The sequence below is a fragment of the Lyngbya sp. CCAP 1446/10 genome, from assembly GCF_026130175.1.
Lineage (GTDB): Bacteria > Cyanobacteriota > Cyanobacteriia > Cyanobacteriales > Microcoleaceae > Microcoleus.
Window position 1 is genome coordinate 1 of the sequence record NZ_JAIGNI010000051.1, and the last position, 24,642, is coordinate 24,642.

Here is a 24,642-nt window from a genome sequence, read left to right on the forward strand (position 1 = left end):
CCTCTCCCCCTCTCCCCCTCCCCCACTCTCTGGCAAAACTCGTGATTGCAATCTATCCAGGCAGCTTTGACCCCATTACCTTCGGTCACGCAGATATTATCGAGCGGGGGTCTAGATTATTCGATCGCGTAATTGTTACAGTAGTCAAAAATCCCAGCAAAACCCCTCTATTCACCGTAGAGCAACGAATCGAGCAGATCCGGCGCTCTACCCAACACTTGCCAAACGTAGAAGTAGACAGTTTTGAGGGTTTGACAGTAAACTATGCTAAGATTCGACAAGCCAAAGTGCTGCTGCGGGGACTCCGGGTATTAACAGATTTTGAAATGGAACTCCAGATGGCCCACACCAATAAAACCCTTATGGGTGAAATTGAAACAGTTTTTTTGGCAACTTCTAACGAGTACAGCTTTTTAAGTAGTAGTGTAGTTAAAGAAATTGCCAAGTTTGGTGGCTCCGTAGATCATCTTGTTCCGAAACACGTCGCCCTAGATATTTACAAATGTTACGCCAGCAGGAACCAAATCGCATCGAACCCGACACTACCGGACGCAGCACTGAGAACGAATCACCTCAGAACACAGCAGCCTTCGGAGACGACACCAGAACCGCAGGAGTAGACATCCAGCGGGAATTGAATCGGCTTGAGGAAATTGTTCTCGACAGTCCGCGAATTCCCATGACCAGACGCACTCTGGTGGATGAAGAACAGTTACTCGATCAGTTAGACTTGGTGAGGCTAAATTTGCCGATCGCCTTTCAGGAATCCGAGATGATCATTCGGCACAAGGACGAACTGCTCCAAGAAGCTCAACTCTACGCTCAAGAAGTGATAGAAGCAGCAGAACAGCGAGCGGCAGAACTTTTAAATGATATGGGCCTAATCCAGCAGGCAAAAGTAGAAGCAGATCAGTTGCGACAGCAAGTTTTGCTCGACTGCGAGGCAATTCAGCAGGCGACGCTGGCGGAAGTGGAACAAATTCGCTACCAGGCTCAAGAGGAACTGGAAGAGATGAGAGTCAGGGCGATGACTGAATGCGAGGAAATTCAAAACGGCGCCGACGATTATGCTGACCAAGTGCTCGATAATATTGAGCACAAGCTGAGCGATATGCTGCGCGTGATCCGCAACGGGCGCGATCAATTGGATAGTGTTTCGGCGTCGCACATCCATCACAACAACGGTTAGCTAACTTTTAATTAATTGCTTAAACATTTCTCCAAGTCTACCTATCTTTAGGTAGATTTTTTTTTCGCAACAGTCTTGATTCCTCAATCCCAGCACTTCGTGATCCGATTTTTAATTTGAGATTTTAGAATTGGCAATGGCTGATGAAATATGGGTAGCACTGGCCTACAGTTGCATTTTTTTTGAAAATGGTGTGACTTATTTTCCCAGAGATAACTTTTTTGAATAGAGGAGCAAATATAATATTTTCTGCTATTGTAAAAATTCATCACACAGAAAATTCCTGATTTGACCCTAATGTTTGTAATCTAATTGTTACCATGCAAAAAGCATCTAATCGGTTTGCTGAATTTGACTTGATCCGCGCTTTAGCGATCGTCAGTGTTGTCATTACTCATGCTGGGTTTTCGGCATTTCGCGATCGCAGAATCATCTTTGTCGCGATCGATACATTGCAACTATTTTGCGTACCTGCATTTTTACTGCTCAGCGGTTTTTTTCTCACCAACAAACTGGAAAATCAAAATAATCCCGCACAGGTAGTCAAAAAAAGACTGTCAAAAATTATACCTCCCTATCTGTTTTGGTCAGTAGGTTTGTACATTTTAAATAATTGGGACTCACTCCAAAAATTTGATTTACTTTCATTACTCAGAGATATCCTGACAGGCTCCGTAATGCCTCCCTATTACTTCATCGTGGTGATTGTTCAATGCTACGGTTGGTGGTGGCTCCTAGTGAAACTAAGATTTTTAGAACCCAGAAAAATTTTAGCATTGGGTTTGATAATTCAAACAATTTTTACAATAGGGTTTTACTTAGCCGCTTTCAAATACATATCAATACCTCTACCTTTGATGGAGCGCTGGATTTTTAGTTGGATTTTGCCATTTTCAACCGGTCTATATTTGGGCGCAGCCTATGACAAAATCCAACCCGTTCTCGAAGGCATAAGAATACCAATTTTAGGAGCAACTATCCTCTTTTATCTATCGAGTATTTGGGAATATTACCTGATAAGTGGAGTTAATTCAGAAGGATGGTTTCTGCGATCGTTTTTCAAACTATCTTCCCAAGGATACGCAATTTTATTCGTATTATCGATCCTCGCATTTGCTAAGAGTATCGCACTTCCCAGTAGAGTATCGGGATTAATCAAAATATTGGCGGCTTATTCATTCCCGATATATCTCCTAGATTCGACAGTCGTGAAATATGTGTTGTTAGTGTTTTATAAATTTATTGATCCCGTACATCCGCTGCTGAAGCTCGGGTTTTTAGTGACAGGTACTTTGTTCGCTTGTTTGGCGATCATTTACCTGTTGCAGAAAGTTTTGCCCAAAAAATACAGCCAGTACATTCTGGGAATTTAAACGGATTTTGTGTTTCAGCGGATGTCTTCATAAAACTGCTTGAGATATTTCGGATCAACGCCAAAACCCCACAAAAAACCGATCGCAAGATAGATACAAATTGATTTAAATTCGCCCCAATGCGCCACTCGGCGATCGCTGCTTTCCACAACCCGATTAACTAACTTAATTTTACCCCGCCGCACCAATTTTAAACATAAATCTGCCTCCTCCATAATTGGTAGTGCCACATCAAAACCTGCGCATTCCCAAAAATCAGTGCGGCGGCAAAAAATAACTTGATCCCCAAACAGCAAGCGTAATCCTTTAACAAACAAATGAGGGCGAAATAGCAGCGGCGCGTAGTAAGTTTTTAGGTAATTGTGCAGCGAAAAACCCCATCTTGTGTGCTGCGAACCAGCCATCAGGGAAATAAATCCGCCGCCGACAATTTTCGGATCGGATAATGTGTTTTGGATAACTGCTACGATGTCGTCGGGAACCAAAGTATCGGCGTGGAGGAAGCACAGAATTTCGCCTGTAGCGGTTTCCGCACCTAAATTCATTTGCACGGAACGTCCCGGCATACTGCTAAAAATAACACGGGTGGCGGCGGAAAGTGCGATCGCCACTGTTTCGTCTTGACTGCCACCGTCTACCACCAAAACCTCCCAAGCAGGAGGATTGAGAATGCTCAGTTGGCGCAAGGTGCGTTCCAGACAAGTCGCTTCGTTGAGGGTTGGGATGATAATAGAAACGCGATCCATCTGGTTGAAATTTATGGCAAAACTATTATAATAAAAAACTGTGGCGATTCACAACTGCATCTATATCTTTCATCAATCAGGATTGAAAAAATCGTGTCCAGGAAAACAGAATTAAAAAACGATCTAGAATTTTATGACGAAAATGCTGATAATTGGTGGGACGAAAATGCTAAAATCTATGCTCTTTACCATCTAAATAAACCTAGATTTGAGTTTTTCGACAGACACGCAACGAATTGGCGAGGGCTGAAAACCTTAGATGTCGGATGCGGCGGCGGTTTTTCTTGCGAGTTTATGGCCGAGAGAGGCGCGGTGGTTTCTGGAATAGATCGATCGCACAAATGTATTGTAGCAGCGCAGAATCACGCAGTTACCAGCGGTTTTGAAATTGACTACCGTCAAGGCTTTGCCGAAAATATGCCCTACGCTGACAATACCTTCGATGTTGTAATCTGCGTAGATGTTTTAGAACACGTTGCCGATTACAAACAAGTTGTGTCAGAGGTTCACAGAATTCTCAAGCCCGGAGGACTGTTCTTTTTTGATACAATCAACCGAACTTTTTCCTCGCAAATTGTGATGATTGAACTGATGGAAAATATCTTGCAGGAAATTAAGCGAGGCGTTCACGATTGGGAAAAGTTTATTACCCCGGAGGAACTTTCTGTGGTAATGCGGGATACGGGTTTTGGCAAGATTAAAATTAAAGGTTTTGATATGTTTGGAGAAATGGGCGCCATTTTATCCGAAATGCACGGTTTTTGGGGAAATTTTACAAGTGGAAAGCAGCTATTTCCTTCGCTGGCAAGTTTCCAACAAGTTTCTCAAGTGCTACTCTCTAATATCGCTAACTATATTGATTACAAAAAGTCTGGATTGTTTAAAATCCAAATTAATCAGGATACCTCGATTATGTATGTTGGCGTAGGGGCGAAGAATTAGCCGGTTGTCATTAGTGGCAGGTTGGGGGCGGATTTGGTCGATCGACAAATCCGCCTCCAACCTGCCCAAGATTTTAACAGATAAATGCAAATATTTAGCAAGTATTTTGAAAATTAAACAACCTCACATTCGGGCCCGATCGCCCAAAACTACCGCTAGGTCTGAATTTAAGGCTGTAATTTCCCCAAAATCTCCAGTAAAGCCACCTTTTTGTAACAAATATTAATATTTAAGTCTTGACAATTTATCTAAATTGTATGGTAGCTTATTGAATATTAATTGCAATAACTACCGGAAGTTAACAGTACCTGGAGGTCAATCACCGTGACAGCAGCAATAATTTCCGCGTCAGCCTCGCGAATCGGCAACGGACAACCGACCAGCCAAAAACTGATCAGTTTGGGTAGAAATTCCGAAATACCCGACTTGGATCACTCCACAGATGTCAGCATAGCCGTCTTAGAAGGAGTGGGAACTCTCACGGTGTGCGATCGCACAGTCACTTTAACACCGGGAGTATTTGTGTTTGTACCCGCCGGCATCCCGCGCAGTCTAAAAGTACAAACGACGCTGAATCTATTACTAATTGACTGCGAACCCGACCCCGATCTGAGTGAGTCAGCTTGGTTGATTAATTTTCAACTTTAAGCAGATGAAAAAACAGTGTCCTTGCTGCCTTGACTCTCTAATTTCTCAGGTTAGCCACAATCGCGTCTACTATTTTTGTCTGAATTGCAGACAAGAAATGCCAAATCCTGACTCAAAACAAAGAAATATCAAACACTATCAAATTTCACACTCGGAGTAAAAATGTCAAAAACAATTGGTCTTTTCTACGGAACTACAACTGGCAAAACTGAATCTATCGCTGACATGATTCGAGATGAATTTGGCGGCGATATCGTAACTTTGCACGAAATCGGCAGCATTGACAATGATGATTTTGCTGAATACGAATGTCTGATTATCGCTTGTCCGACTTGGAACATCGGCGAACTGCAAAGCGATTGGGATGGTTTCTTCCCAGAACTTGATGATATTGATTTTAGCGGCAAAAAAGTAGCTTATTTGGGAACTGGCGACCAAGAAGGCTACCCGGATAATTTTATGGATGCGATGGGGATTTTGGCTGAAAAAATCTCGGAACAGGGCGGCGAAACTGTCGGTCAGTGGCCGGTAGACGGTTATGATTTCAATGAATCTAAAGCTGTAGTTAATGGCAAGTTTTTAGGTCTTGCTATTGATGAAGACAACCAATCCGATCTGACGGAAGCCCGGATCAAATCTTGGGTATCTCAACTCAAGAAAGAATTTAGTTTGTAGACTGCTAGTAAGTAGGTCATTGCGAAAAAATAATGGTATCTGGTAGGGGCGGGTTTAGTTAAGAGTCTATGATATAACGCAGTTTATCAAGGCAAAACCCGCCCTCTTTCTATTTCCTGATATTTTTTATGCCCACCTAATTAGTAGCGGTAAAGTGCGCATTGCGCACCCTACATTCAAACGTTATACTTAAGTCATAAATAACTCGATCTCCAACTTAAAATAGATGAAATTTAGTTCAGATGATGTGCTTTGGTTAAGTGTAAGTCCGAGTTTGCAATGCTTCGATCGATCGCTGCTTTCCTACTTAAACGATTCTGTACCCGTGCAAGTATGGGAATACCAACAAACTGAAGACGAAGCTTGCTCTTTGGATATGGCTGTTGAGCTTTTGCACGATTTTTTAACATTGCGCGATCGCCCAATTCATCTCATTGGTCACAGTACCAGTGGATTAGTTGGTTTAATGTATGCGCGTCGCTATCCTCACAAAGTAAGTTCTTTGGGACTTTTAGGTGTCGGTATACCATCTGCGGTTAATTGGCAAGCACATTACTATACGCATCTTGCAGCTTTTCCCTGGAGTGGGAAACAAGTTTTAACTCAAATGGTTAGCGATATGCTGGGATTCCAAAATCAAAGTATCAATCAAAAATTTATACCATATTTTGAGGATGATTTAGCCTGTTCTCCTTGTCCTCACTCCTTATTTAGGATGAATAATTCCCGCGATGAGGGTGTAGAAGTACCTTTGTTGATATGTAGTAGCAAAACCGATTTTGTGGTATCTCCTATTGTGATGCGACGCTGGTCGAAATTTCTCAAAAAAGGCGATCGGCTTTGGGAATGTCCAGACGGGCGGCATTTTTTCCATCACTTCTATCCAGAACAAGTCGGGGAAGAAATATTAAATTTTTGGCTATCTCTACACAGCCGCCAACCAGTTTTAGATTTTAAATTTTAAGTATCCCATTCCAATGATGACAATTATCGAGGAATCCATACCTGTCGGGAAAGGGACTGGTTTAGGGTTCTCGATTTCCTACCAAATTATTGAGAAGCATGAGGGTAGAATTGAAGTGAATTCCAAAATAGGTCAGGAAGCTGAATTTGCCATTTATTTACCAGTGAAACACCCATCAAACAAGGATTTGGTTGCTGCCGTAGTCGAGAGGAATTAATGATTTCATAGCAATTGTATTTGAGCTATGAACAAGATTTTTTTATTAACCGCAGAGGGCGCAGAGGGCGCAGAGTTAGAGAGGAAAAGGGAGGTTTGGGATTGATGGCGATTGCTGTAGGACAATTGTTGAGTTAGCACCCTGAATTTGTCGAATTTAATGGCAATTTGCAGACACTGGTTCCTATACAGGTGAGGATTTATCGGCATTTACCCAGACATAAATCTCCGTAGCATCGTCAGCGCAACTGTGACATCCGCCGCACTTTTTTGCCTCTGCCATTTTACTGATGCGGCCTTTACGCATCAGGCGGTTGAGCATTCCGCGCAAAGCATCGCCGTCCATCCGAAAATGGAGTTTTAAATCGGCGATAGAAGCTCTTTTATTTTCGGAAATAAACTGTTGAATTTCGCTTAAAATCATGGTTTTTATCCTTTCTTGTCGTAAGATGTTGATGTGAATAGTGGTCGGGTTGGGGCGGGTTTATGAGATTTTTTGTTTTTTCTATAGATGGTTGGTGAACCCGCCCCTACAGGAGCTTGGGATGTTTTTTTTGTGAATTCATTGGTTAATAATTTTAGGGTTTGTAGGGGCAGGTTCACAGACAATTTATGGCAAAAATAAATAATATTGTAAACCCGCCCCCACCCAACAGACTTGTCCGAGTCAATCTATTTTGCACCGGTGCATCGCTGTGAGATTGTGATCTTTATTTAGGAATTTTCGATGGCGACGCACCCTACAGTTATTGACTTATTGCTTCGCGCCGTTTGGGGCGTTTTGCACCAGCCATTTTTAATCCCGCAAGTGTCAGGGTCATAGCTATTGCCAGTATCACTACCCAAATAACTGAAGATTTTGGATGCTCTGCGTATGTCGCGACTTGATAATAGAGGACTGCAACCCAGTAACCTAAACCAGTTGTCCATAAGCCTGCGAATACAGTCCATCCCAAGTTAGTTTCGCGGTAAAGCGCAGCCGTTGCGGAGACGCAGGGAAAGTACAACAATACAAAAAGCAAATAAGCAAAAGCTGCTTGATTGGAACCGAACCGCTGGGACATTTGTCCGTAGGTGCTACCAGAGATACCTTGGTCTTCTTCCGCTTGTTTTTGGTCGGTAATATTAGCAGAATTTAAGCCGAGGGGATCGAAAAGTTGACCGGGAAGTTTTGTAAGATTCTCTGGTATGCTAAAAAATGCTTTGCCGATATTTTTCCAGAAACTAAATTCTTCTTCTTTTTCCGGTTCTCCACTGGCTGCTTTTTGTTCGTCTGCTAGTTGGGTGTACAATGAATCTAAGGTTCCAACCATTACTTCTTTGGCAAATACTCCTGTTAGCAAACCGACGGTGGCGGGCCAATTTTCTTGAGTAATTCCCATTGGTGTAAATACAGGTGTTGCCGCGCGGCCAACTGCACTAAGAATTGAGTCTTTGCTGTTGTCTTTGCCGAAGGAACCGTCGGTGCCCACTGAGCTCATGAATCCTAGTATAACCACCATGATCACGATCGCAATTCCGGCCTTTTTGATAAAAGCTTGCAATCTATCCCAAGTCCGCAGTAGCACTCCTTTGAGCTTGGGAATGTGGTAGGGCGGGAGTTCCATTACAAACGGTGCAGCTTCTCCTTGCAAAAGGGTATTTTTTAAGATTAGCCCGGTGAGAACTGCGGCTAAAATTCCTAACAGATAAAGTCCTAACACCATGTTTTGACCACCGACTTGGAAGAATGCGCCACAAAATAGGGCGTAAACTGCTAATCTGGCACTACAAGACATGAATGGATTCATCATAATCGTCATTGTGCGATCGCGCTTATTTTCCAATGTCCGCGTCGCCATAATTCCGGGGATGTTGCACCCAAAACCTACCATCATCGGCACAAAGGACTTGCCGGGAAGTCCGACAAATCGCATTAATCTGTCCATAACAAAGGCTGCCCGCGCCATGTAGCCAGAGTCTTCTAGGGCAGACAAACACAAGAACATCATCCCAATTTGGGGAATAAAAGTAGCTGTGGTTTGAATGCCACCGCCAGCACCTTTTGCCAGCAGTCCAATCAACCATCCAGGAGAATTGACGCTTTCTAAAACAGCAGCTAAACCGTCTACAAAAATTGTCCCAAACAAAATGTCAAAAAAGTCAATAAACACTGCGCCAACGTTAATCGAAATGGTGAACATGAAGTACATCACCATCAAGAATACGGGAATACCTAACCAGCGGTTAAGCACAACTTGGTCGATTTTGTCGGAAAGGTTGGTTTTGATTTCCCTGGAACATTCGGTTACGCCTTGGGTGAGGGTGCGGATGTAGGTGTACCGACTGTCGGCGATGATAATATCCAAGTCGTCATCGAGGGTTTCGTGGACTCTGCGGCGGTGCGGGACGACTATTTTTTCTAATTCTGTATTTGCGAGTTCCGGGGCGACCTCATCCTGGTATTCTAGGAGTTTCAGGGCTGTCCAGCGGGCATCGACGTTGCGATTTGGGCTGTGTTTTTCGATGTGCGGGATGAGTTGGGCGATCGCATCTTCGATCGCAGCCGGATAAGCGACATAAGCAGATGGTACGATCGGCTTTTGTAGCGCCTTATTCACAGCATCCCGCAGCAGTGGCAATCCGTCATTTGACGCAGCACTCATTGGCACTACCATACAGCCGAGGCGTTCTGCGAGTTTGCTAACATCAATTTTGGTATCTCGTTCTTTGGCAACATCCATCATATTTAGCGCTACTATCATGGGCACACGCATCTCTAAAATTTGGGTGCTGAGATACAAATTTCGCTCTATATTGGAAGCATCAACAATATTAATAATTACATCAGCTTCGCGAGATAGCAAATAATCTCGCGCTACCAATTCGTCAAGGCCAGTATCTCCGTCTTCAGCATCAAGAGAATAAACCCCTGGCAAGTCAACGATAGTAATTGGTAAACCATCGTGAGTATATTTTCCCTCTTTGCGTTCGACGGTGACACCAGGCCAGTTGCCCACTCGCTGGTTAGCACCTGTCAAAGCATTAAATAAAGTAGTTTTACCACAGTTGGGATTACCCACCAATCCAATAATTTGCTTAGCCATTATTTCACCTCCTCTACAAATAGAGTTTTTGCTTCATCTTTGCGTAAACTGAGTTTGAAACCCCGCACTAAGATTTCTACGGGATCTCCCAGAGGTGCGTGGCGAGTAACAGTGAATTCGGTTCCCGGTGTCAATCCCATTGCTAACAATTTGCCTTTATAAGCGCGGGCTGTTTTCTCATAGCCAACCACTTTTGCGGTGCTGCCAACAGCTAAATCTCCCAGTTGTTTCTTCTCGTTCATTTCTTTTTTTGATTCAGTCTAAATTTGTACAAATTTAATCAAACTCTTGAATGTAGCAACCCTCTCAGTATTTGTGAATATCTCTCTTTTCTCTTCCTCTGTGCCCTCTGCGCCCTCTGCGGTTAATAAAAAAAATCTTGTTCACAAATGAAATAAGATTGCTGTACATTTATGGCAATTCCCCTAATTTATGCACATAATTTTCTGTGCCATACCTGCGCCCAAACCGATGCGGTTGTCGCCCATTGCTACAATCACTGAACCGCCAGAATTGCTGATGATTTGAACTTCGATGCCGGAGACAAATCCCATGCCGATGAGGCGACGCACAGTGCCTTCTGAACCCTTGAGTTTAAATATCCGCAACTTGTCGCCGATGCTTGCCATTGCTAGCGGAAATGATTTACTCTGAGCTGAGTCTGGTTGAACTTCTATCTGAGGTTTTGTGCTGCTGTCTTCGGTTTCCGAGACTTCTGGTGTCTCGCCGTAAAAGGTAAAACCCTTGAACTGTGAGGGGTTTGACTCTTGGTTCTGTTGACTGTATGGTTTGTTCATCTGTTTTGGAAGTCGATCGACTTTAATAACAAGTTATTTGGCCTGCTGGTGCGATCGACTTGAGATATATTCTCAATACGATCGGTATAAAATCGCAGATAGGGCTAAATTTTCCGTTCTAGCGCACTCTTTAGCCTTGAATATTTAGGCGTGCAGCTATTCCCAGCGCCCAGACATTAGACGGGTTTTTGGCAGGTTCCTAGTTTTAATCTCTCTGGCGCTAGATGCTGATTTGCGCTTTAACTGAAAGCAAGTAAGATTTACTGCCCTTAAGCATAGTAAACTAAAAAATAATTATTGGCAAGAATTCTCAAATATTTTAGCATACCAGCAAACTCATCCTTAAATCTGGCTGAGCGATACTTAAGTAGCGATCGACCTAAATACTTAAATAAGGGCGATCGAGCATATATACTTAAGTCTTAGGGCGATCGCGGGAGCACCTGCGCTACGAATTCACAACTTATCAAGCATTATGCCAGCAAGTTTTCTCCCAAAGTCGATCGCACAACTCACAGAATCCACCTCAATCGCCTTAGCCCAAAGCATTCAACAGTCAGCAATTACAACTTCCCTAACCGCTGAGCCAATTACCACAACCTACGTGCATCAAGGCAGCGGAAACACACCTATTTTGCTAATTCACGGCTTCGACAGTTCCGTGTTTGAATATCGCCGTCTGTTACCGCTTCTAGCCAAAAAAAATGAGACTTGGGCAATTGACTTGTTAGGTTTTGGCTTTACAGAAAGAGTGGCAGGTTTGCCATTCAGTCAAAAGGCGATTGGAAGTCATCTATACTATTTCTGGAAAACGCTAATTTCGCAACCAGTAATCTTAGTTGGCGCGTCGATGGGAGGTGCAGCAGCAATAGACTTTACCCTAAATCATCCCGAAGCAGTCAAAAAATTAGTATTAATAGACAGTGCAGGTTTTGCGATCACTCCTAATAAGGGTAAATTTTTAATTCCTCCTTTAGGAACTCTAGCAACTTCCTTTTTGCGAAACCCTAAAATTCGTCAAAAAATTAGCGTCAATGCTTATTTCGACGAAACCTTAGCTTCTGTAGATGCACAAACTTGCGCTGCTTTGCACTTGGAAATGCCCAACTGGAATCAAGCTTTAATTGCGTTTACCAAAAGCGGCGGTTACGGCGGTTTTGGGAAAAAACTTTCCCAAATTCAGCAGCAGACCTTGATTTTGTGGGGAAAACAAGATAGAATTTTAGGGATTGCGGATGCAGAAAAGTTTAAAAGTGCGATCGTAAATTCTAAACTAATTTGGATACCCGACTGCGGGCACGTTCCCCACTTAGAAAAACCGCAAATTACCGCTCAACATATCTTAGATTTCACAGCTAAAGCAGCAGGTTTGTAGTAGGGACTTCAGTCGAATTAAAACTTTGAGGACTGAAGTCCTGACTACAAACGTTAAACTTTTGGTAAATATTTTTGTACAATAGTCCATCCTGTGAGCAACACAATCACAAATCCCCCAAACAAAGCCAAATTAGCGCCAATATGAAGGGGACGCGCCCAAGGATGTTTAGGGCCAATTTGCAGCCCGCTACCAACCGAAACCAACACCAAAGCCACAACAGCTAACCCCGCTGGTAAATGAGCCGAGTGACCCAAATTGCCGTAGTATCCCAGCGTACCGACTACGCCAATTCCCAACAATAAAATTACCAAAGTCGCCATCCCCGTACCAGTCGCCAAATGAAAGGGACGCAGCCATTTCGGGCGCGGCTGTTTCGTACTGCGGGCGGCAAACATCCAGGTTCCAGTAACGGCCAGCAACAGGTAAGCTAACAGGGAAACGCCCATTGACCAAGCTGCTATTTTCCACAACCACAAGAAAGAAGGCAAATTCATGATTTAAATCCCTAGTTAGGGATTTGCAAGAAAGGTTTCCTTTCGATTTTACCTGGATTTGAAACCAAAAATGAATATTTTTGGCAGAAAGGGCGATCGCACTTTCCACAGATTCCATCCGTCTGGGGCTGAATTTAAACGCCCGATATCATACTCGGATTCATTGACCTTATTGATTTGTAGATCCAGTGTTTTGGAACCGCCTTTCCATTCTAGCTTCGTGGTTTAACTATCAACGAAAGGCATTTTATAAAACCCTAATTTTTGTTCTACTATTAATCTAAAAAATGGCAGACCTTCTATCAAATATCTTCTCCACAACCTTCTTGGTTCGCTTAACAGTCGGTACGCCCATTCTATACCGACTTCGCTCATCCATTTGGGAGATCTTGCTTTGCAACCAGCTTCAAAATCAATGGTTGCACCTACGGCTAAGAAAACTTTCACGTGTGTGAATTTGCTCCTATATTTAACCAGCCACTTCTCTTGCTTAGGCGCTCCCACTCCTATAGCCAGAACTGTAGCTCCTGATTGATTGATCGCCTCAATTATTGCCTCACACTCTGCCTCATTTTTTTCAAAGCCAAAAGAAGGAGAAAGTGCTTCAACCACTATTTCTCTACCAATTTTTTGATTGATTTTTTCCTGGGCTTTCTTAGCAATTCCGACCGCAGCTCCTAGCAAAAATATTTTAATTTCCTCGTGATCTTTGTGATACATATAAAATGCCGGAAACAAGTCAGAACCAGAAATCTTTTCCTTGATAGGAGTACCCAAAAACTTTAAGGCATACATCAAGATTTGACTGTCGCAGACTCTATAACTAGATGTATTATAAGCTTCATAGAAGTCGCGGTCATATTGCAACTTAATTAAGTGGTCTACATTGGGTGTAAATACGACACCGCCTTCATCGTCTAGTTTTTCAAACAACTCTAAAATCGTAAAGTTATCTATCACTATGTTCAATAAATTAACTGTTTTCATTTTTGTTATTCCCATCCAGCCTTAATATTCAACTACAAGTCAAACAATAACCCACACTATACCAAGAGTGTTTTTACTACTTGGGCGTGGGGGTGAATATACTTTCTTTAGTATATCTCCCTACAGCCTACCTGTCGAGTCAGGATTTTTAAAGATTCTGTAAAGAATCTGCTCGTTTTAGCAAACAGTATATAAACCCAGTTCGGTTTACAACTCGTAACACAGTTTCAATAAAAACACAATTCCGTGCTAATATTTGAACCCTTGCTAATTAATGTAATCAATATTCTTTTACACTAATTTTGATCGACTGAGAAAGAGATCGCAACTCCCGAACTAGATTTAATACAAAGGTGGTAGATTTTTAAAGTTTTCTATCTAGAAAATGCAAGAGATTTTCCAGCTTTGAGCGCGCTCAAAGCTGGAAAATTAGGATGATTTTTGGTGAACTAGCGACTGTCTTCTTGGCGGCGAAATGGTTTTCTTGGCCTTAAGACTTTCTGGAGCTTTTAAAACCAGACCCGATATTCCTCCAGCAATGAGCGCAAAAATCGGGTTAGTCATAGCGTTCAACACACAGTCAAACATATACATAGTTAAGGCTACTCCCAGGACCGCAGCGGGCGCTACTTTGGGATTAGACCAGGTTCTGGCGGGATACTTGAACAGGCAAAAGACGATAACAGGAAGTAACAATGAAGAAAATAAACTAGCTAAACCGACTGCACCGTTAGTACCAAATGCAATAATCCACAAGCTGTCGGTGACCGAGATATCTGTACCGTACTGGTTGTACACGCGGTTTCCGCCCGAATCCCCCCAGCCAAAAAGAAATTTTTGCCGCGCTTTTTCCCCCAATATCTCTTCCATGTCAAATCTAAACTTCAGAGAGGCGGCTCGTTCTTCTCCAAATATGGGATTGACAACAGCCATCACGTCTTTGCTCGAAAATTGACCCGATGCGGCTACGTACAGATAAAACGCTATATATCCAATTACCAATAGCAGCGGTAAAGAAGTGCGAAACCACTTGGCAGAAAATAATATGAACAACGCGATCGCAAATAAACTGTAGGCGCCAGTAGAACGGCACAGAAAAAAAGCGATAGTTAATACAATTGCTAGAGTCTTAATGCTTTTGCCCTGAAACTTTTTGAGCGTCCCAGTTTGCCAGAGCCAAACTGCGATTAAGGCGGCTGTCATCATCCACATTCCCACCATCAAACCGTGCTGCATAAACACTACGGGTCTCCACCCGCCCATACGCCTTGCTTGACCCCAGTCCTCAAAGGCATTGACGCCGTAAACCATTTGGTGCAGAATTGGGCCCTTAACCCCTTCAAGTAAAGTAAAAGGAATGTAGGCCAACCCACCTGCAAAAATCCCGATCGCCAATTGTCGCAGCCCGTCTAAACTACCCATATACAACCGTCCCAAAAAATAAGGCAGACCCCAAGTAACGATTTGGTTGAAAGTCGGAGAAATCGGGCTGCCACCATTAGTAAGTTGTGAAATAATTGGAGACAAACAGCAAATTACCATTGGCACATCCAGCCAACCAAGCTTAAATTTGGTGATGCGCTCAGTATCGTAGATAATCACACCCAGCAAAATGGCGTAGCAAGATGCCGAAACTTTGGTATACGCCGGAAATAGGGGGATGGGATAAGAAACTTGTGGTAAAAACAGCCACGCTGCCACAAAAGTGATAATTACTGCCCGCTGAGTCGGAAACCTCACAAACAAGTAAAGAACGACCGGAATCAAACCGAACATAGTAATTGGGATTAATATAGCCATATGTTTTTTGTCGCAGTAAAATGGTAGAAAGACTACTTTATTTCCCGGATCTAAATTCTAGCTCTTACGATCGCCCAACCCCAATCTTTTAAATCCACCTCTATTTTACGGCTTGTCCGTTAATTGTGACTGACCTTCCAGTGCCGTGTACAGTGCAGCCTCGAAGAGATCAGTTGCATCTTCCCAGGTATAATTAATCACCATCTCCAAAGCGGTCTCGGACATTGCCCGCCATTCGGCATCAGACAACTGACAAATCTGCTCGATCGCTTTTGCCATATCCTCTGGGTCTTCTGGCTTGACAAGTATTCCACCCCCACCAGCGAGGAGTTCCGGAGCCGCGCCAGCAGGAGTGCCGATGACTGGAGTGCTACAAGCCATCGCTTCTAAAATTGGCAAGCCGAAGCCTTCGGTGCTGCTGGCAAACAGCCAAGCATCGCATTTGCTGTAAAGTTCTTTGAGTTCGTCTTGACTAGGTATCCTATGATACTCACTATTCTGCTGCAACAAATCTGGAGGAGGGGTTTCGCCGGAACCAAAGGCAACTAAACGAAGGTTAGGGATTCTTGCAGCCGCTAGCTTGAAAGCTTTAATGGCAAGAGCAGAGCCTTTCCAAGGAGCTATAGAATAGTACATCCCGACTGTGGGAACTGACTGCTTGCCTCGCGGCTGCCCCGATTTCCGCGACTGAGGATCGTGAAACTGTTCGGTATCCACGGTTGGTGGGACGAGAGATACAGACAAATTCTTAAATTCATTCCTAGCCTTGTCTTCCAGCCACTTAGCCACGGCAATTTTGTGCATCGGCAGCCACCAAGTTGCATCTACTCGATCTTTTGGTGTGTAGTCAAAAGCCTCGTAGTGTTGGAGAAAATATACTTTCGCTCCTTTGCTCGGGGAGAGTTTAGACACCCACTCAGCAGTTTCCCACCAAGTAGCCATGATAATATCGGCATCAGGTACGTCACTGTCGGTAACTGGACGGCAGGTTTCGATCACTCGACTTTCGACATCTACATTGTCAAAATAAGACCATTTTTTCAGCGAAGTGGGTTCCCAACCCTTACCTCTGAGCACAGAGAGCAATTGTTCTATCAAACTTGGTCGTTCCGGGGGTGTAGAGACGATAAATATTGTGTGTCCTCGCTTTTGGAGAATTTTTGTGTAGATAGATAAAACTCTCATGCCACCTGTAAGAGCAAGGGTAGGAAGGACAAAAGTAATTTTCATAAACTAGGTAGATGTAGAAGATCAAAACTGGTTCCTCAAACTTCTCGATCGTAGTTCGTTCAAACTTATGAGTCTCTTTTTGGCTTTACTGCAAGGTGTAGGTGAATGTTGGAGGCGATCGTAACTTGATAGTAGAGCCGACCTTACTTGGTCGTCAGGGACTTTTTCTCAATCAGAAATCGGGAGATGTTTGAGGACTAGACCAGTCTAACCTGTAACGGCGTCAGCTTTAAAACATCTGTTGAACTAGGCTTGAGATTTTGGCCAGCGGTAAGATTGAACCAGTCTTTTAGGTAGATGCGGTCAGAAGTCGTGTCGAGACTGTTGGGTAGAAAACAGGACACGGGCGATATGAGTTTTAGCAGAAGCACCCCACCAAACGATAATTGAGTTCTTACGCAGAATCCCGCGCTCGCTTGACTACCGCAGAATTTCAAATTGCTGCTGTTAAGATCAAAGCTTAACTTTTTCCGGCGCCGCTGCCAACGCCGCATAGTGCTGCTTCGGCATAGTAGGGAGAACAGGAAACTATGTTAACGTCACGCTGTTGAGATTTCTCTACAGCAACTTTCAATCCTGCTTCAAAATGCTCCGTGGCATCTTCCCAAGAGTAATTGATGACCTTAGCATAGGCGGCTTCGGACATGGCTTGCCACTCGGCATTGGACAACTGACAGATAGATTCTATGGCTTTTGCCATTTCTTCGGGATCTTCTGGTCTTACAAGTATGCCAGTACCGCCACTCAGAATTTCAGGAGCAGCGCCTGCTGGGGTACTGATGACGGGAGTGCGGCACGCCATCGCTTCGATAATTGGCAAGCCGAAGCCTTCAGAGCGACTCGCCAGCAGCCACGCATCGCATTTGCTGTAAGAGTCTTTGAGTTTGTCTTGGTCGGGTTGAATTATATACTCGGCATTGGCCGGTAGGGGCAATTCGGAGGATGGGGCATCTACACCGAAGGCAACCAGACGCAGGTTGGGAATTTTTTCAGCAGCTAGGGAAAAAGCTTTCAGGGCGATGTCGGTTCCTTTCCAGTAAATTGTAGAGTACATCATGCCAATTGTCGGAACCGATTGTTTGTGGCGAGGACAGGCATAAAATTGCTTGGTGTCAACGCTCGGAGGAGCTAAGGAAACTTGGCGATCGCCGTATTTAGTCCGAGCTAGGTCAACTAACCAGTCAGAGATCGTAATTTTGTGCATGGGCAGCATCCAAGTTGCTTCAACTCTACCTTCAGGTAGATAGTCAAAAACTTCATGGTGCTGGATAAAATAAGCTTTTGCTCCTTTGCTGGGAGAGAGTTTTGCTACCCACTCGGCTGTTTCCCACCAGGTGGCAACTACTACGTCAGCGTTAGGTACATCTTTGTCTTCTATGGGGCGCCAGCGATCGATAATTTTGTGTTCTACACTCAAATTATTGAAAAATGATGGCTCGTTTTCAGGTGTCGAAATCCAACCCCTTCCCCGCAGCAGCGACTTGGCTTGCTGGCGCAGACTCGGTTGAACATGGGGTACAGAGATGACGAACACCGAGTGTCCTCGTTGTTTCAAGAGTTCTGCGAAAATAGATATTACTCGAATTCCACCAGTCAGACACAGAGTAGGAAGAACAAAGGTGATTTTCATGTTTAACTCCCGCTAAAGAATCCGACTCGGTTTCGGCGCTACGATGAGTGCGCTTTGTGAGAGCCGACAGGAAAGAGGGGCGGGTGAAGATTAATTACCACTTTCCCGGTGTGTACATAGAATCAAACCTAGGGACTGTTCGCAACACCCCAGTATCGATCCACAATGTCGCGGTCATTCAATTTATAGTAATGATTGATTCGATCCTGAAACAGTTCCTGTAGGGAGATTATTTGATGTCTGCGAAAGTTACTTCTAAAGACAGATACCCGCTCTGACAGCAGCTTTTTTTGCTACCAATACGAAGTTATACAATACTTCGTGTCTAACATAACATCACTTGCTTATCTTACCGACAGAGAGGTACGGTAAACCGAAATTCACCCAACTTTAGCATTGGGTAAAGGTAGCCATCGTCACAATATTCCGCAGATGAAAATCGCGGTCAAAAAAACTTTATACTAAAAACAACTAGATGCAATTTTTGTAAGGATTCAGGTCTAAAAACTTGCGGCTCCAACGCTTGTCTGGAAAGGGTTTTAGGGCAAAATAAGGGCTTTTGTCCTGATCTGTTGATTCTCAATAAATGACGAAAAACTGTCATTTTTCGTCATTTATTGAGAATAGAAATTTATTTAGCATCAAGCTCCAGAGCTAAAGTCTTTGCCCAGCAAGGATTTCAGTGACCTGAATTCTTACCAATTTTTTAATTTTAAAATATGGATTTTCGATAGCTCCCATAGCTATAAATATGACTCGTTGACTGTGCTTTTTGAGTGACTATACGTACAGTCAGTATTGCTTAAAAATATGATATTTTTTCGGGATTAAGAGATGGTTATTGGCTCAACTACCTGCACAGGTGCGAGCTAATCCAGAAAGGGATCGCGGGAATCACAGTCATGGATAGACTAATCAGGAAAAAAACCTGTTTTTTTGACTATCCCTCGCTCTCTTGTCGTAGAGGTGTGAAAAAACCGTTTGATGCGTCCGGCACTGCTTGAAAAGGTAGGTTTTGTAATCGCGACAGAACATAGAGTTTCATCGGTATCAATTTAATTAACTGCCTGAGTTTGGCAGTTGTTAATGGCAGGCGATCGCCTGAAAGCATCCCCAAAAGTGACTGCCACTTCTCCACCGAGTATGTAACGTGCGGAAATCCTGTCTAAGTAATTACCGCAAAAACCAAGTTCCGTAAATTATCAAATGATCGTGTAGAAATCAAAGAAATTCTCAGGATACAGTGATATAGATCATGGCAACCTTGACTCTTAAGTAGTAGGCCCAGCTTAGCGGTATGTATCAAACGAGTTCGCTTACAAAAAAATCCTGTTATGAAAGAATCATTTTTCCTGAGTTGGCGATTCCGAATCACAATCGGCGTACTTTTGGGCGTTGTGCTGCCGATGCTTGCAGCGATATGGTTTACCAGTTTTCACATAGTTAGCATTATGCGCTCGCCAGCGCAACAAAATCTATGATTTAAAACAGATATTTTAACACAAAGCATCTCTCAATGGGAACAAATTAGGTTTAAATTGTGGCGCAGCATCAGTCTAAATCCCAGCAGAGCCGAATAAGGTTGAGTTAAGACAGTCCCGCAGTCATAACGATGTGAAAAATAGACACGGAGATTGCTCTGGGGCGCGATCGCTGCGGACAAAAAGTGTTAAAAATCGCGTATTGGGCTATAGTTGCTAAAAAAGTGGCTAGTTAAAGAGGATTTGCCAAGCAATAATTGCCAGGGCTAAATCTGCGATCGCGTGGCTGATATAACTTGACCAAAGCGAACGGTAAGTCAGATAACAGTGCGACCAAATTATCCCGGCGGTGAAGACTGCTAATGAGCCTAAAATTACGGCGCGCCAGTCGCTGTAAGCTGCGATTACAATAATGTGGTGGAGCGTGAAAAATAGTGAACTCAGAAATATTGCTGTTTTTCCCGGTATCAGAATCTGGCATTTGTTGCAGACAAACCACCGCCAAGTAAATTCTTCAATTAGCGAGTTGACTAGCACAAAATAGGCTTCAATCATCAAGTAAATATTAGGGCTGCTAATACCCAATTGCTGCGCTTTTTCTTTGGCAGTTACAGGATCGATCCAGTGCTGACCGAAAAGGCTGTAGATACCCACAATCACCGCAAACATGAATATTCCCCAAATAGCTCCAGCCAGCAATTCTCGGCGGTTGGGGAGGGAGAAATGCAGTTTTTGCCGATCGACTAAAACAGACCATGCGATCGGAAAAACCAGCAACCAAACTTGACACAAGGCTGACAGTGTTTGTCCCCAGCTTCCGCCAATATATAATGCTGTTACTGCACCAATACTGGCGGCAGGGACAAGCAGTGTGAGAGCTAAGAGTGCTGTTTTGCGATCGCCATTATCCAGCATTTTTTACGCGACATTTGAAAAATTGTATTGAGATCGAAGGTAAAAGCTTTGCTGCTGCGGACAAGGGAGTTTTGTGCCGCTTATCAAAGTGGCGTGCCTTTTGGGTTGCCACAAAATGTTCATGTAAGAACATTTCGATCGCCTGTTTGCATTTGCGGCTCAAAATACCATAATATAATCTAATCCCTAATAGCTGTGTATTTTGGCCCAATGACGATCGCCATTGACTTTGGAACTAGCAACACCGTCGTCGCTCGCTGGAATCAGGCCATCCAGCAGCCAGAAACTTTGAAATTACCGGGATTGTCGGCAATCTCGGCTCAAAACCCGCCCCTAATTCCCAGTTTGCTATACGTTGAGGACGCTGCTCAAAATAAAGTTATTCTCGGTCAGCAAGTCCGCGACAAAGGCCTTGATTTGAGTGGAGATTCTCGGTTTTTTCGCAATTTTAAGCGGGGAATTGGCACTTCGGTGCAGGGTTTTGTGCCGGAAATTGACGGGCAAATTGTTGATTTTGAACGAGTAGGTGAATGGTATTTGAGCCAAATTGTCAACTCAATTCGTGAACTCCCCTTGCCGGTAGATTCTTTAATTTTTACTGTGCCGGTAGATAGTTTTGAAGCTTACCGCCATTGGTTGGGTAAAGTGTCTGAATCTCTGCAAGTAGAACAGGTGCGGATGTTGGACGAACCGACGGCGGCTGCTTTGGGTTACGGTTTAGCCGATCGCGAAATTTTGTTAGTCATTGATTTCGGCGGCGGAACTCTCGACCTTTCTTTAGTGCGCCTGGACATTTCTGCTGGCAAAAAGCCCCTGGGTTTTCTGCTGAAATGGGGCGAAAAATTATTAGCTGAATCTTCGGCACAAAAGGCAAAAGTAGCCAGGGTTTTGGCTAAGGCCGGACAAAATTTGGGCGGTTCTGATATTGATAATTGGCTGGTTGACTATTTTGTTAAAACGCAAAAGTTAGCAAAATCTCCGATTACAACGAGATTGGCAGAACGGTTAAAGATTCAGTTATCTTTGGTAAATAAGGCGAGTGAGGTTTATTTTGATGATGAAAATTTTGAGAGTTACGAATTAGAATTAGACCGATCGCGCTTTGAATCGATCCTCGCCGAACATCAGTTTTTTGACAACCTCGACGAGTGCATGAATCAAGTATTGCAGCAAGCGCGCCGCCAAGGTTTAGAAATTGGCGACATTGATGCAGTTTTGCTCGTTGGCGGTACGGTTCAAATTCCCGCCGTAAAGCGTTGGGTTGAGCAATATTTCGAGCCGGCAAAGATTCGGTGCGATAAACCTTTTGAGGCGATCGCCCAAGGTGCTCTGCAACTGAGTCAAGGCATAGAAATCAAAGATTTTCTGTACCACAGTTACGGAATTCGCTACTGGAACCGCCGCGAAAATTGCCACAGTTGGCACAGTTTAATTAAATCGGGCCAGTCTTATCCGATGAGCGAACCGGTAGAATTAGTCTTGGGAGCTTCTTTGGAAAATCAGCCGAGTATTGAATTAATTATCGGCGAATTGGGAGCGGAAACTGGCGGCACCGAGATATATTTTGACGGCGATCGGCTGATTACTCGCCAAATCGCGGGCCAAACTTCGGTACAGCCGCTAAATGACAAAGATGGAGCTCGCAGTATCGCGCAATTGACGCCGCCGGGGTATCCGGGGGGCGATCGCATCAAAATCTTCTTCCGCGTGGACGAACAGCGATTTTTGCGGATTACTGTGGAAGATTTGTTGACGAATGAAACGTTGTTGGAGGATAAACCAGTGGTGCAGTTAAGTTAGGAATTAAGCACGCCTAAAAAAACCAGAACTGATGAACTCCGACCAAGAAACCGGGTTTTTGACTGAATCTGCGGGCTATAACTAAGTATTTCGCAAAAAACCCGGTTTCTGACTACCCATCCGTCATTCCTAATAATGTTCGACTACGCCCCATGCCCCATGCCCCATGCCCTAAACCTAAGATTTGTGCACCACCACGGGTGTCCCCACCGAGGCCCAATTGAATAGCCATTTAGCGTGATTTACAGCTACATTTGTGCAGCCGTGAGTGACGGGATTGCCAAACAAATTGTGCCAGTAAGCGCCGTGAATTGCCATGCCTCCGTCGTAATACATTGTATAGGGAACGTCGGGCACATCGTAGTCCGGCCCAGTCATTCTAGCAACGCGGTATTTGGTTTCAACGGCAAAGGTTCCCGTGCGGGTGGGAGTCGATGATTTGCCGCTGGAAATGGTCACTGCATAAACAGGTTGATTTCCTTCCCAAGCTATTAATCTTTGTCTTGACAAATCAATTTCTATCCAGCGCTGACTTGATTGCTGCAACTGCATAATTCTATTGGCAATTTTGTTGTGCTGCGAACTGGCAATTGCAGGATTTTGTCCCCCAGAAAATGCAGCAACTGTTAGGGCGCAAGCGGCTAAGAAAGTTCCGCAGCGGCGGAAGTAAGTTGAGTTGATAATGCTGTTCATTCCTCACACCTAAGACGATTTTAGATTTTAGATTTTAGATTTGGAAAGTTTCACACATTGTACTATTTTAGATTGTAGATTATAGATTTTAGATTGGGAAAGAGAGGTTAACTAATTGTTAACTTTTGGGTAAGAGTTTGGGCAATTTGGACGATCGCCCGCCAATCTCGATTTTCTACTAAGTGTTTCGGAAATAAGTCTCCGGCCAAACCAACGGCGATCGCCCCAGCGTCAATAAATACCTTCGCATTTTCCACTGTCACCCCGCCAGTGGGAATCAAAGGAATGTGTCCCAGAGGGCCTTGCAGGCTTTTGAGGTAAGCTGCGCCTCCCAAACCGGATATCGGAAACACTTTAACGCAGGTAGCGCCTGCTTGCCACGCCGTCACAATTTCCGTGGGAGAAAAAGCACCAGGGACGATCGGCACTCCGGCATCAACTGCTGTTTTAATCATAGCTAAATCTGTGTGCGGAGTAAACAAAAATTGAGCGCCGCAATCTATGGCTTCCTGTAACTGTTCTAAGTTTAATAAAGTGCCAGTACCAATACTAAAAGTAGGAAATTCCGAGCGGAGTTCGGCAATTAATTCAGCAGCTTTGTGGGTGTTCCAAGTAATTTCAATAAACACAAATCCGCCTGCTGCTACCGCTGATGCCATCTGCCAAGCGAGTTCCTTTTCGGAGGAACGGATGACTGCGATCGCCCGGTGTTTTTTTAGTTGTGTCAACCAAGATTGATGATTCATGCGATTTGAAATTTTAGATTTAAGATTGAGAATCAATAGACCTCTTGCATGAAATTTTGATAGAGCCGATCAACCGCAGATACTAGGCAGATGCACGCAGATCAACGCAAATAGTTTCAAGAGGTGACTTTAGCCAAAGGTCTACTAATGATTATTATGGTATGGTTTGGAACATGGGCATACAGTTGCTTTTTTTGGGGAAAATTAGTATCATTCTAACTAGGATATAATTTTAGTACACATTACAAACTTCGATATATGCCAAACTACAATATGCGCGGCGTTCAATTTTTAACCGATAATCTAGGCAACAAAACCGCTGCAATTGTTGACCTCAAAGAACACAGTGAATTTTGGGTTGACGTGTTGGCTGAATGCGGTGAACCGACAGACTTTCAGTTTTTAGTTGACGGCGAAGGCGAAAAAATTGCGGTGGTGCTCGAATTTGAGAAGCACGGCGAACTCTGGGAGGATGTTTATGACTCTTTGACCATTGAATCTAGAAAAGATGAACCAAGAGTTCCCTGGGAAGAAGTTAAGCAGCAGCTTGAGAAAAAGGGTATGTTGAATGTCTGATTACTTGGTCATTACTGCACGTTCGGCTCAAAAAGACCTGGATGCTCTGCCCGTTGAAATCAGCAGCCGAATTTATCCCCAGATAAATGCTTTAGCAAGTGTCCCGCGCCCGCCGGGGTGTCTCAAGTTAAAGGGGGAGAAAAATGGTTGGCGAATTCGGATTGGTGATTACAGGGTAATCTACACCATTGATGACGACAGCCGCACGATCGATATCAGTAAAGTTCGTCACCGGCGAGAAGTTTATCAAGGGTGAAGTTCAAGTTCGGTTACATA

25 protein-coding genes are annotated in these 24,642 nt (G+C 43.9%); 12 read left to right on the top strand and 13 right to left on the bottom strand.

The window, feature by feature from the left end; translation table 11 throughout:
* The first annotated feature begins 41 nt into the window (after positions 1–41).
* From coaD to K4039_RS19745, 3 genes are all read left to right on the top strand, one after another.
* Positions 42–620, top strand: coding sequence for a pantetheine-phosphate adenylyltransferase (gene coaD / locus K4039_RS19735; protein WP_265237803.1), 579 nt, complete (start codon positions 42–44; stop codon positions 618–620).
* Positions 503–1,189: a DivIVA domain-containing protein gene (locus tag K4039_RS19740; RefSeq protein WP_265237751.1), complete on the top strand. Its 687-nt coding sequence runs from the start codon at positions 503–505 to the stop codon at positions 1,187–1,189. The genes coaD and K4039_RS19740 overlap by 118 nt, the downstream gene beginning before the upstream one ends.
* Positions 1,190–1,509: 320 nt before the next feature.
* The gene (locus K4039_RS19745; protein ID WP_265237753.1) at positions 1,510–2,562 is read left to right on the top strand and encodes an acyltransferase; all 1,053 of its coding nucleotides are present in this window, start codon (positions 1,510–1,512) and stop codon (positions 2,560–2,562) included.
* A 14-nt stretch (positions 2,563–2,576) separates the two neighbouring features.
* Here the strand turns inward: K4039_RS19745 and K4039_RS19750 are convergent, their stop codons facing one another.
* Positions 2,577–3,308 (bottom strand): TIGR04283 family arsenosugar biosynthesis glycosyltransferase, encoded by a 732-nt coding sequence (locus tag K4039_RS19750; RefSeq protein ID WP_265237754.1) that lies wholly within the window; start codon positions 3,306–3,308, stop codon positions 2,577–2,579.
* Positions 3,309–3,401: 93 nt separating this feature from the next.
* On the opposite strand from K4039_RS19750, the gene ubiG reads away from it, so the two are divergent.
* The 5 genes from ubiG to K4039_RS19775 all read left to right on the top strand — a co-directional run bounded on the left by ubiG (position 3,402) and on the right by K4039_RS19775 (position 6,754).
* The gene (gene ubiG / locus K4039_RS19755; RefSeq protein WP_265237756.1) at positions 3,402–4,250 is read left to right on the top strand and encodes a bifunctional 2-polyprenyl-6-hydroxyphenol methylase/3-demethylubiquinol 3-O-methyltransferase UbiG; all 849 of its coding nucleotides are present in this window, start codon (positions 3,402–3,404) and stop codon (positions 4,248–4,250) included.
* A 324-nt stretch (positions 4,251–4,574) separates the two neighbouring features.
* Positions 4,575–4,898, top strand: coding sequence for a cupin domain-containing protein (locus tag K4039_RS19760; RefSeq protein WP_265237758.1), 324 nt, complete (start codon positions 4,575–4,577; stop codon positions 4,896–4,898).
* A gap of 162 nt (positions 4,899–5,060) precedes the next feature.
* Positions 5,061–5,573: a flavodoxin FldA gene (gene fldA, locus K4039_RS19765; RefSeq protein WP_265237759.1), complete on the top strand. Its 513-nt coding sequence runs from the start codon at positions 5,061–5,063 to the stop codon at positions 5,571–5,573.
* A gap of 226 nt (positions 5,574–5,799) precedes the next feature.
* Complete coding sequence (locus K4039_RS19770; protein WP_265237761.1) at positions 5,800–6,537, top strand: alpha/beta fold hydrolase; 738 nt, start codon at positions 5,800–5,802, stop codon at positions 6,535–6,537.
* 16 nt (positions 6,538–6,553) lie between these two features.
* Positions 6,554–6,754 (top strand): ATP-binding protein, encoded by a 201-nt coding sequence (locus K4039_RS19775; RefSeq protein WP_265237806.1) that lies wholly within the window; start codon positions 6,554–6,556, stop codon positions 6,752–6,754.
* A gap of 183 nt (positions 6,755–6,937) precedes the next feature.
* On the opposite strand, the gene K4039_RS19780 is transcribed toward K4039_RS19775, so the two are convergent.
* The 4 genes from K4039_RS19780 to K4039_RS19795 all read right to left on the bottom strand — a co-directional run bounded on the left by K4039_RS19780 (position 6,938) and on the right by K4039_RS19795 (position 10,636).
* Entirely contained in the window at positions 6,938–7,177 is a 240-nt protein-coding gene (locus K4039_RS19780) for a FeoC-like transcriptional regulator (RefSeq protein ID WP_265237763.1), read from the bottom strand.
* Positions 7,178–7,499: 322 nt separating this feature from the next.
* On the bottom strand, positions 7,500–9,839 hold the full coding sequence (gene feoB / locus K4039_RS19785) for a Fe(2+) transporter permease subunit FeoB (protein ID WP_265237765.1): 2,340 nt from the start codon (positions 9,837–9,839) through the stop codon (positions 7,500–7,502).
* Positions 9,839–10,081: a FeoA family protein gene (locus tag K4039_RS19790; RefSeq protein ID WP_265237767.1), complete on the bottom strand. Its 243-nt coding sequence runs from the start codon at positions 10,079–10,081 to the stop codon at positions 9,839–9,841. Before K4039_RS19790 ends, feoB begins: the two co-directional genes overlap by 1 nt.
* A 183-nt stretch (positions 10,082–10,264) precedes the next feature.
* Positions 10,265–10,636, bottom strand: a complete 372-nt coding sequence (locus K4039_RS19795; RefSeq protein WP_265237769.1) for a FeoA family protein — start codon at positions 10,634–10,636, stop codon at positions 10,265–10,267.
* A gap of 475 nt (positions 10,637–11,111) precedes the next feature.
* Here K4039_RS19795 and K4039_RS19800 point away from each other — a divergent pair, with 475 nt between their 5' ends.
* Complete coding sequence (locus tag K4039_RS19800) at positions 11,112–12,011, top strand: alpha/beta fold hydrolase (protein ID WP_265237771.1); 900 nt, start codon at positions 11,112–11,114, stop codon at positions 12,009–12,011.
* A 53-nt stretch (positions 12,012–12,064) separates the two neighbouring features.
* Here K4039_RS19800 and K4039_RS19805 read toward each other — a convergent pair whose 3' ends face one another.
* The 6 genes from K4039_RS19805 to K4039_RS19830 all read right to left on the bottom strand — a co-directional run bounded on the left by K4039_RS19805 (position 12,065) and on the right by K4039_RS19830 (position 20,551).
* Entirely contained in the window at positions 12,065–12,508 is a 444-nt protein-coding gene (locus tag K4039_RS19805; RefSeq protein WP_265237773.1) for a DUF4079 domain-containing protein, read from the bottom strand.
* Between the two features lie 225 nt (positions 12,509–12,733).
* Positions 12,734–13,495 (bottom strand): WecB/TagA/CpsF family glycosyltransferase, encoded by a 762-nt coding sequence (locus K4039_RS19810; RefSeq protein ID WP_265237775.1) that lies wholly within the window; start codon positions 13,493–13,495, stop codon positions 12,734–12,736.
* Between the two features lie 429 nt (positions 13,496–13,924).
* Positions 13,925–15,295 carry an O-antigen ligase domain-containing protein gene (locus K4039_RS19815; RefSeq protein WP_265237777.1) on the bottom strand — a complete coding sequence of 457 codons (1,371 nt, stop codon included), beginning with the start codon at positions 15,293–15,295 and terminating at the stop codon, positions 13,925–13,927.
* Between the two features lie 105 nt (positions 15,296–15,400).
* Positions 15,401–16,525, bottom strand: coding sequence for a glycosyltransferase family 4 protein (locus K4039_RS19820; RefSeq protein ID WP_265237778.1), 1,125 nt, complete (start codon positions 16,523–16,525; stop codon positions 15,401–15,403).
* 460 nt (positions 16,526–16,985) lie between these two features.
* Complete coding sequence (locus tag K4039_RS19825) at positions 16,986–18,155, bottom strand: glycosyltransferase family 4 protein (protein WP_265237779.1); 1,170 nt, start codon at positions 18,153–18,155, stop codon at positions 16,986–16,988.
* 1,709 nt (positions 18,156–19,864) lie between these two features.
* Positions 19,865–20,551 (bottom strand): CPBP family intramembrane glutamic endopeptidase, encoded by a 687-nt coding sequence (locus K4039_RS19830; RefSeq protein WP_265237780.1) that lies wholly within the window; start codon positions 20,549–20,551, stop codon positions 19,865–19,867.
* A 210-nt stretch (positions 20,552–20,761) separates the two neighbouring features.
* On the opposite strand from K4039_RS19830, the gene K4039_RS19835 reads away from it, so the two are divergent.
* Positions 20,762–22,351: an Hsp70 family protein gene (locus K4039_RS19835; RefSeq protein ID WP_265237807.1), complete on the top strand. Its 1,590-nt coding sequence runs from the start codon at positions 20,762–20,764 to the stop codon at positions 22,349–22,351.
* 177 nt (positions 22,352–22,528) lie between these two features.
* Here K4039_RS19835 and K4039_RS19840 read toward each other — a convergent pair whose 3' ends face one another.
* Together K4039_RS19840 and K4039_RS19845 are read right to left on the bottom strand one after the other, a co-directional pair.
* Complete coding sequence (locus tag K4039_RS19840) at positions 22,529–23,044, bottom strand: L,D-transpeptidase (protein WP_265237782.1); 516 nt, start codon at positions 23,042–23,044, stop codon at positions 22,529–22,531.
* Positions 23,045–23,151: 107 nt separating this feature from the next.
* Complete coding sequence (locus K4039_RS19845; protein ID WP_265237784.1) at positions 23,152–23,790, bottom strand: bifunctional 4-hydroxy-2-oxoglutarate aldolase/2-dehydro-3-deoxy-phosphogluconate aldolase; 639 nt, start codon at positions 23,788–23,790, stop codon at positions 23,152–23,154.
* A gap of 258 nt (positions 23,791–24,048) precedes the next feature.
* Between K4039_RS19845 and K4039_RS19850 the strand changes: the two genes are divergently transcribed.
* Both K4039_RS19850 and K4039_RS19855 read left to right on the top strand, forming a co-directional pair.
* Positions 24,049–24,366: a hypothetical protein gene (locus K4039_RS19850; protein ID WP_265237786.1), complete on the top strand. Its 318-nt coding sequence runs from the start codon at positions 24,049–24,051 to the stop codon at positions 24,364–24,366.
* On the top strand, positions 24,359–24,622 hold the full coding sequence (locus K4039_RS19855) for a type II toxin-antitoxin system RelE/ParE family toxin (RefSeq protein ID WP_265237788.1): 264 nt from the start codon (positions 24,359–24,361) through the stop codon (positions 24,620–24,622). The genes K4039_RS19850 and K4039_RS19855 overlap by 8 nt, the downstream gene beginning before the upstream one ends.
* Positions 24,623–24,642: the final 20 nt, after the last annotated feature.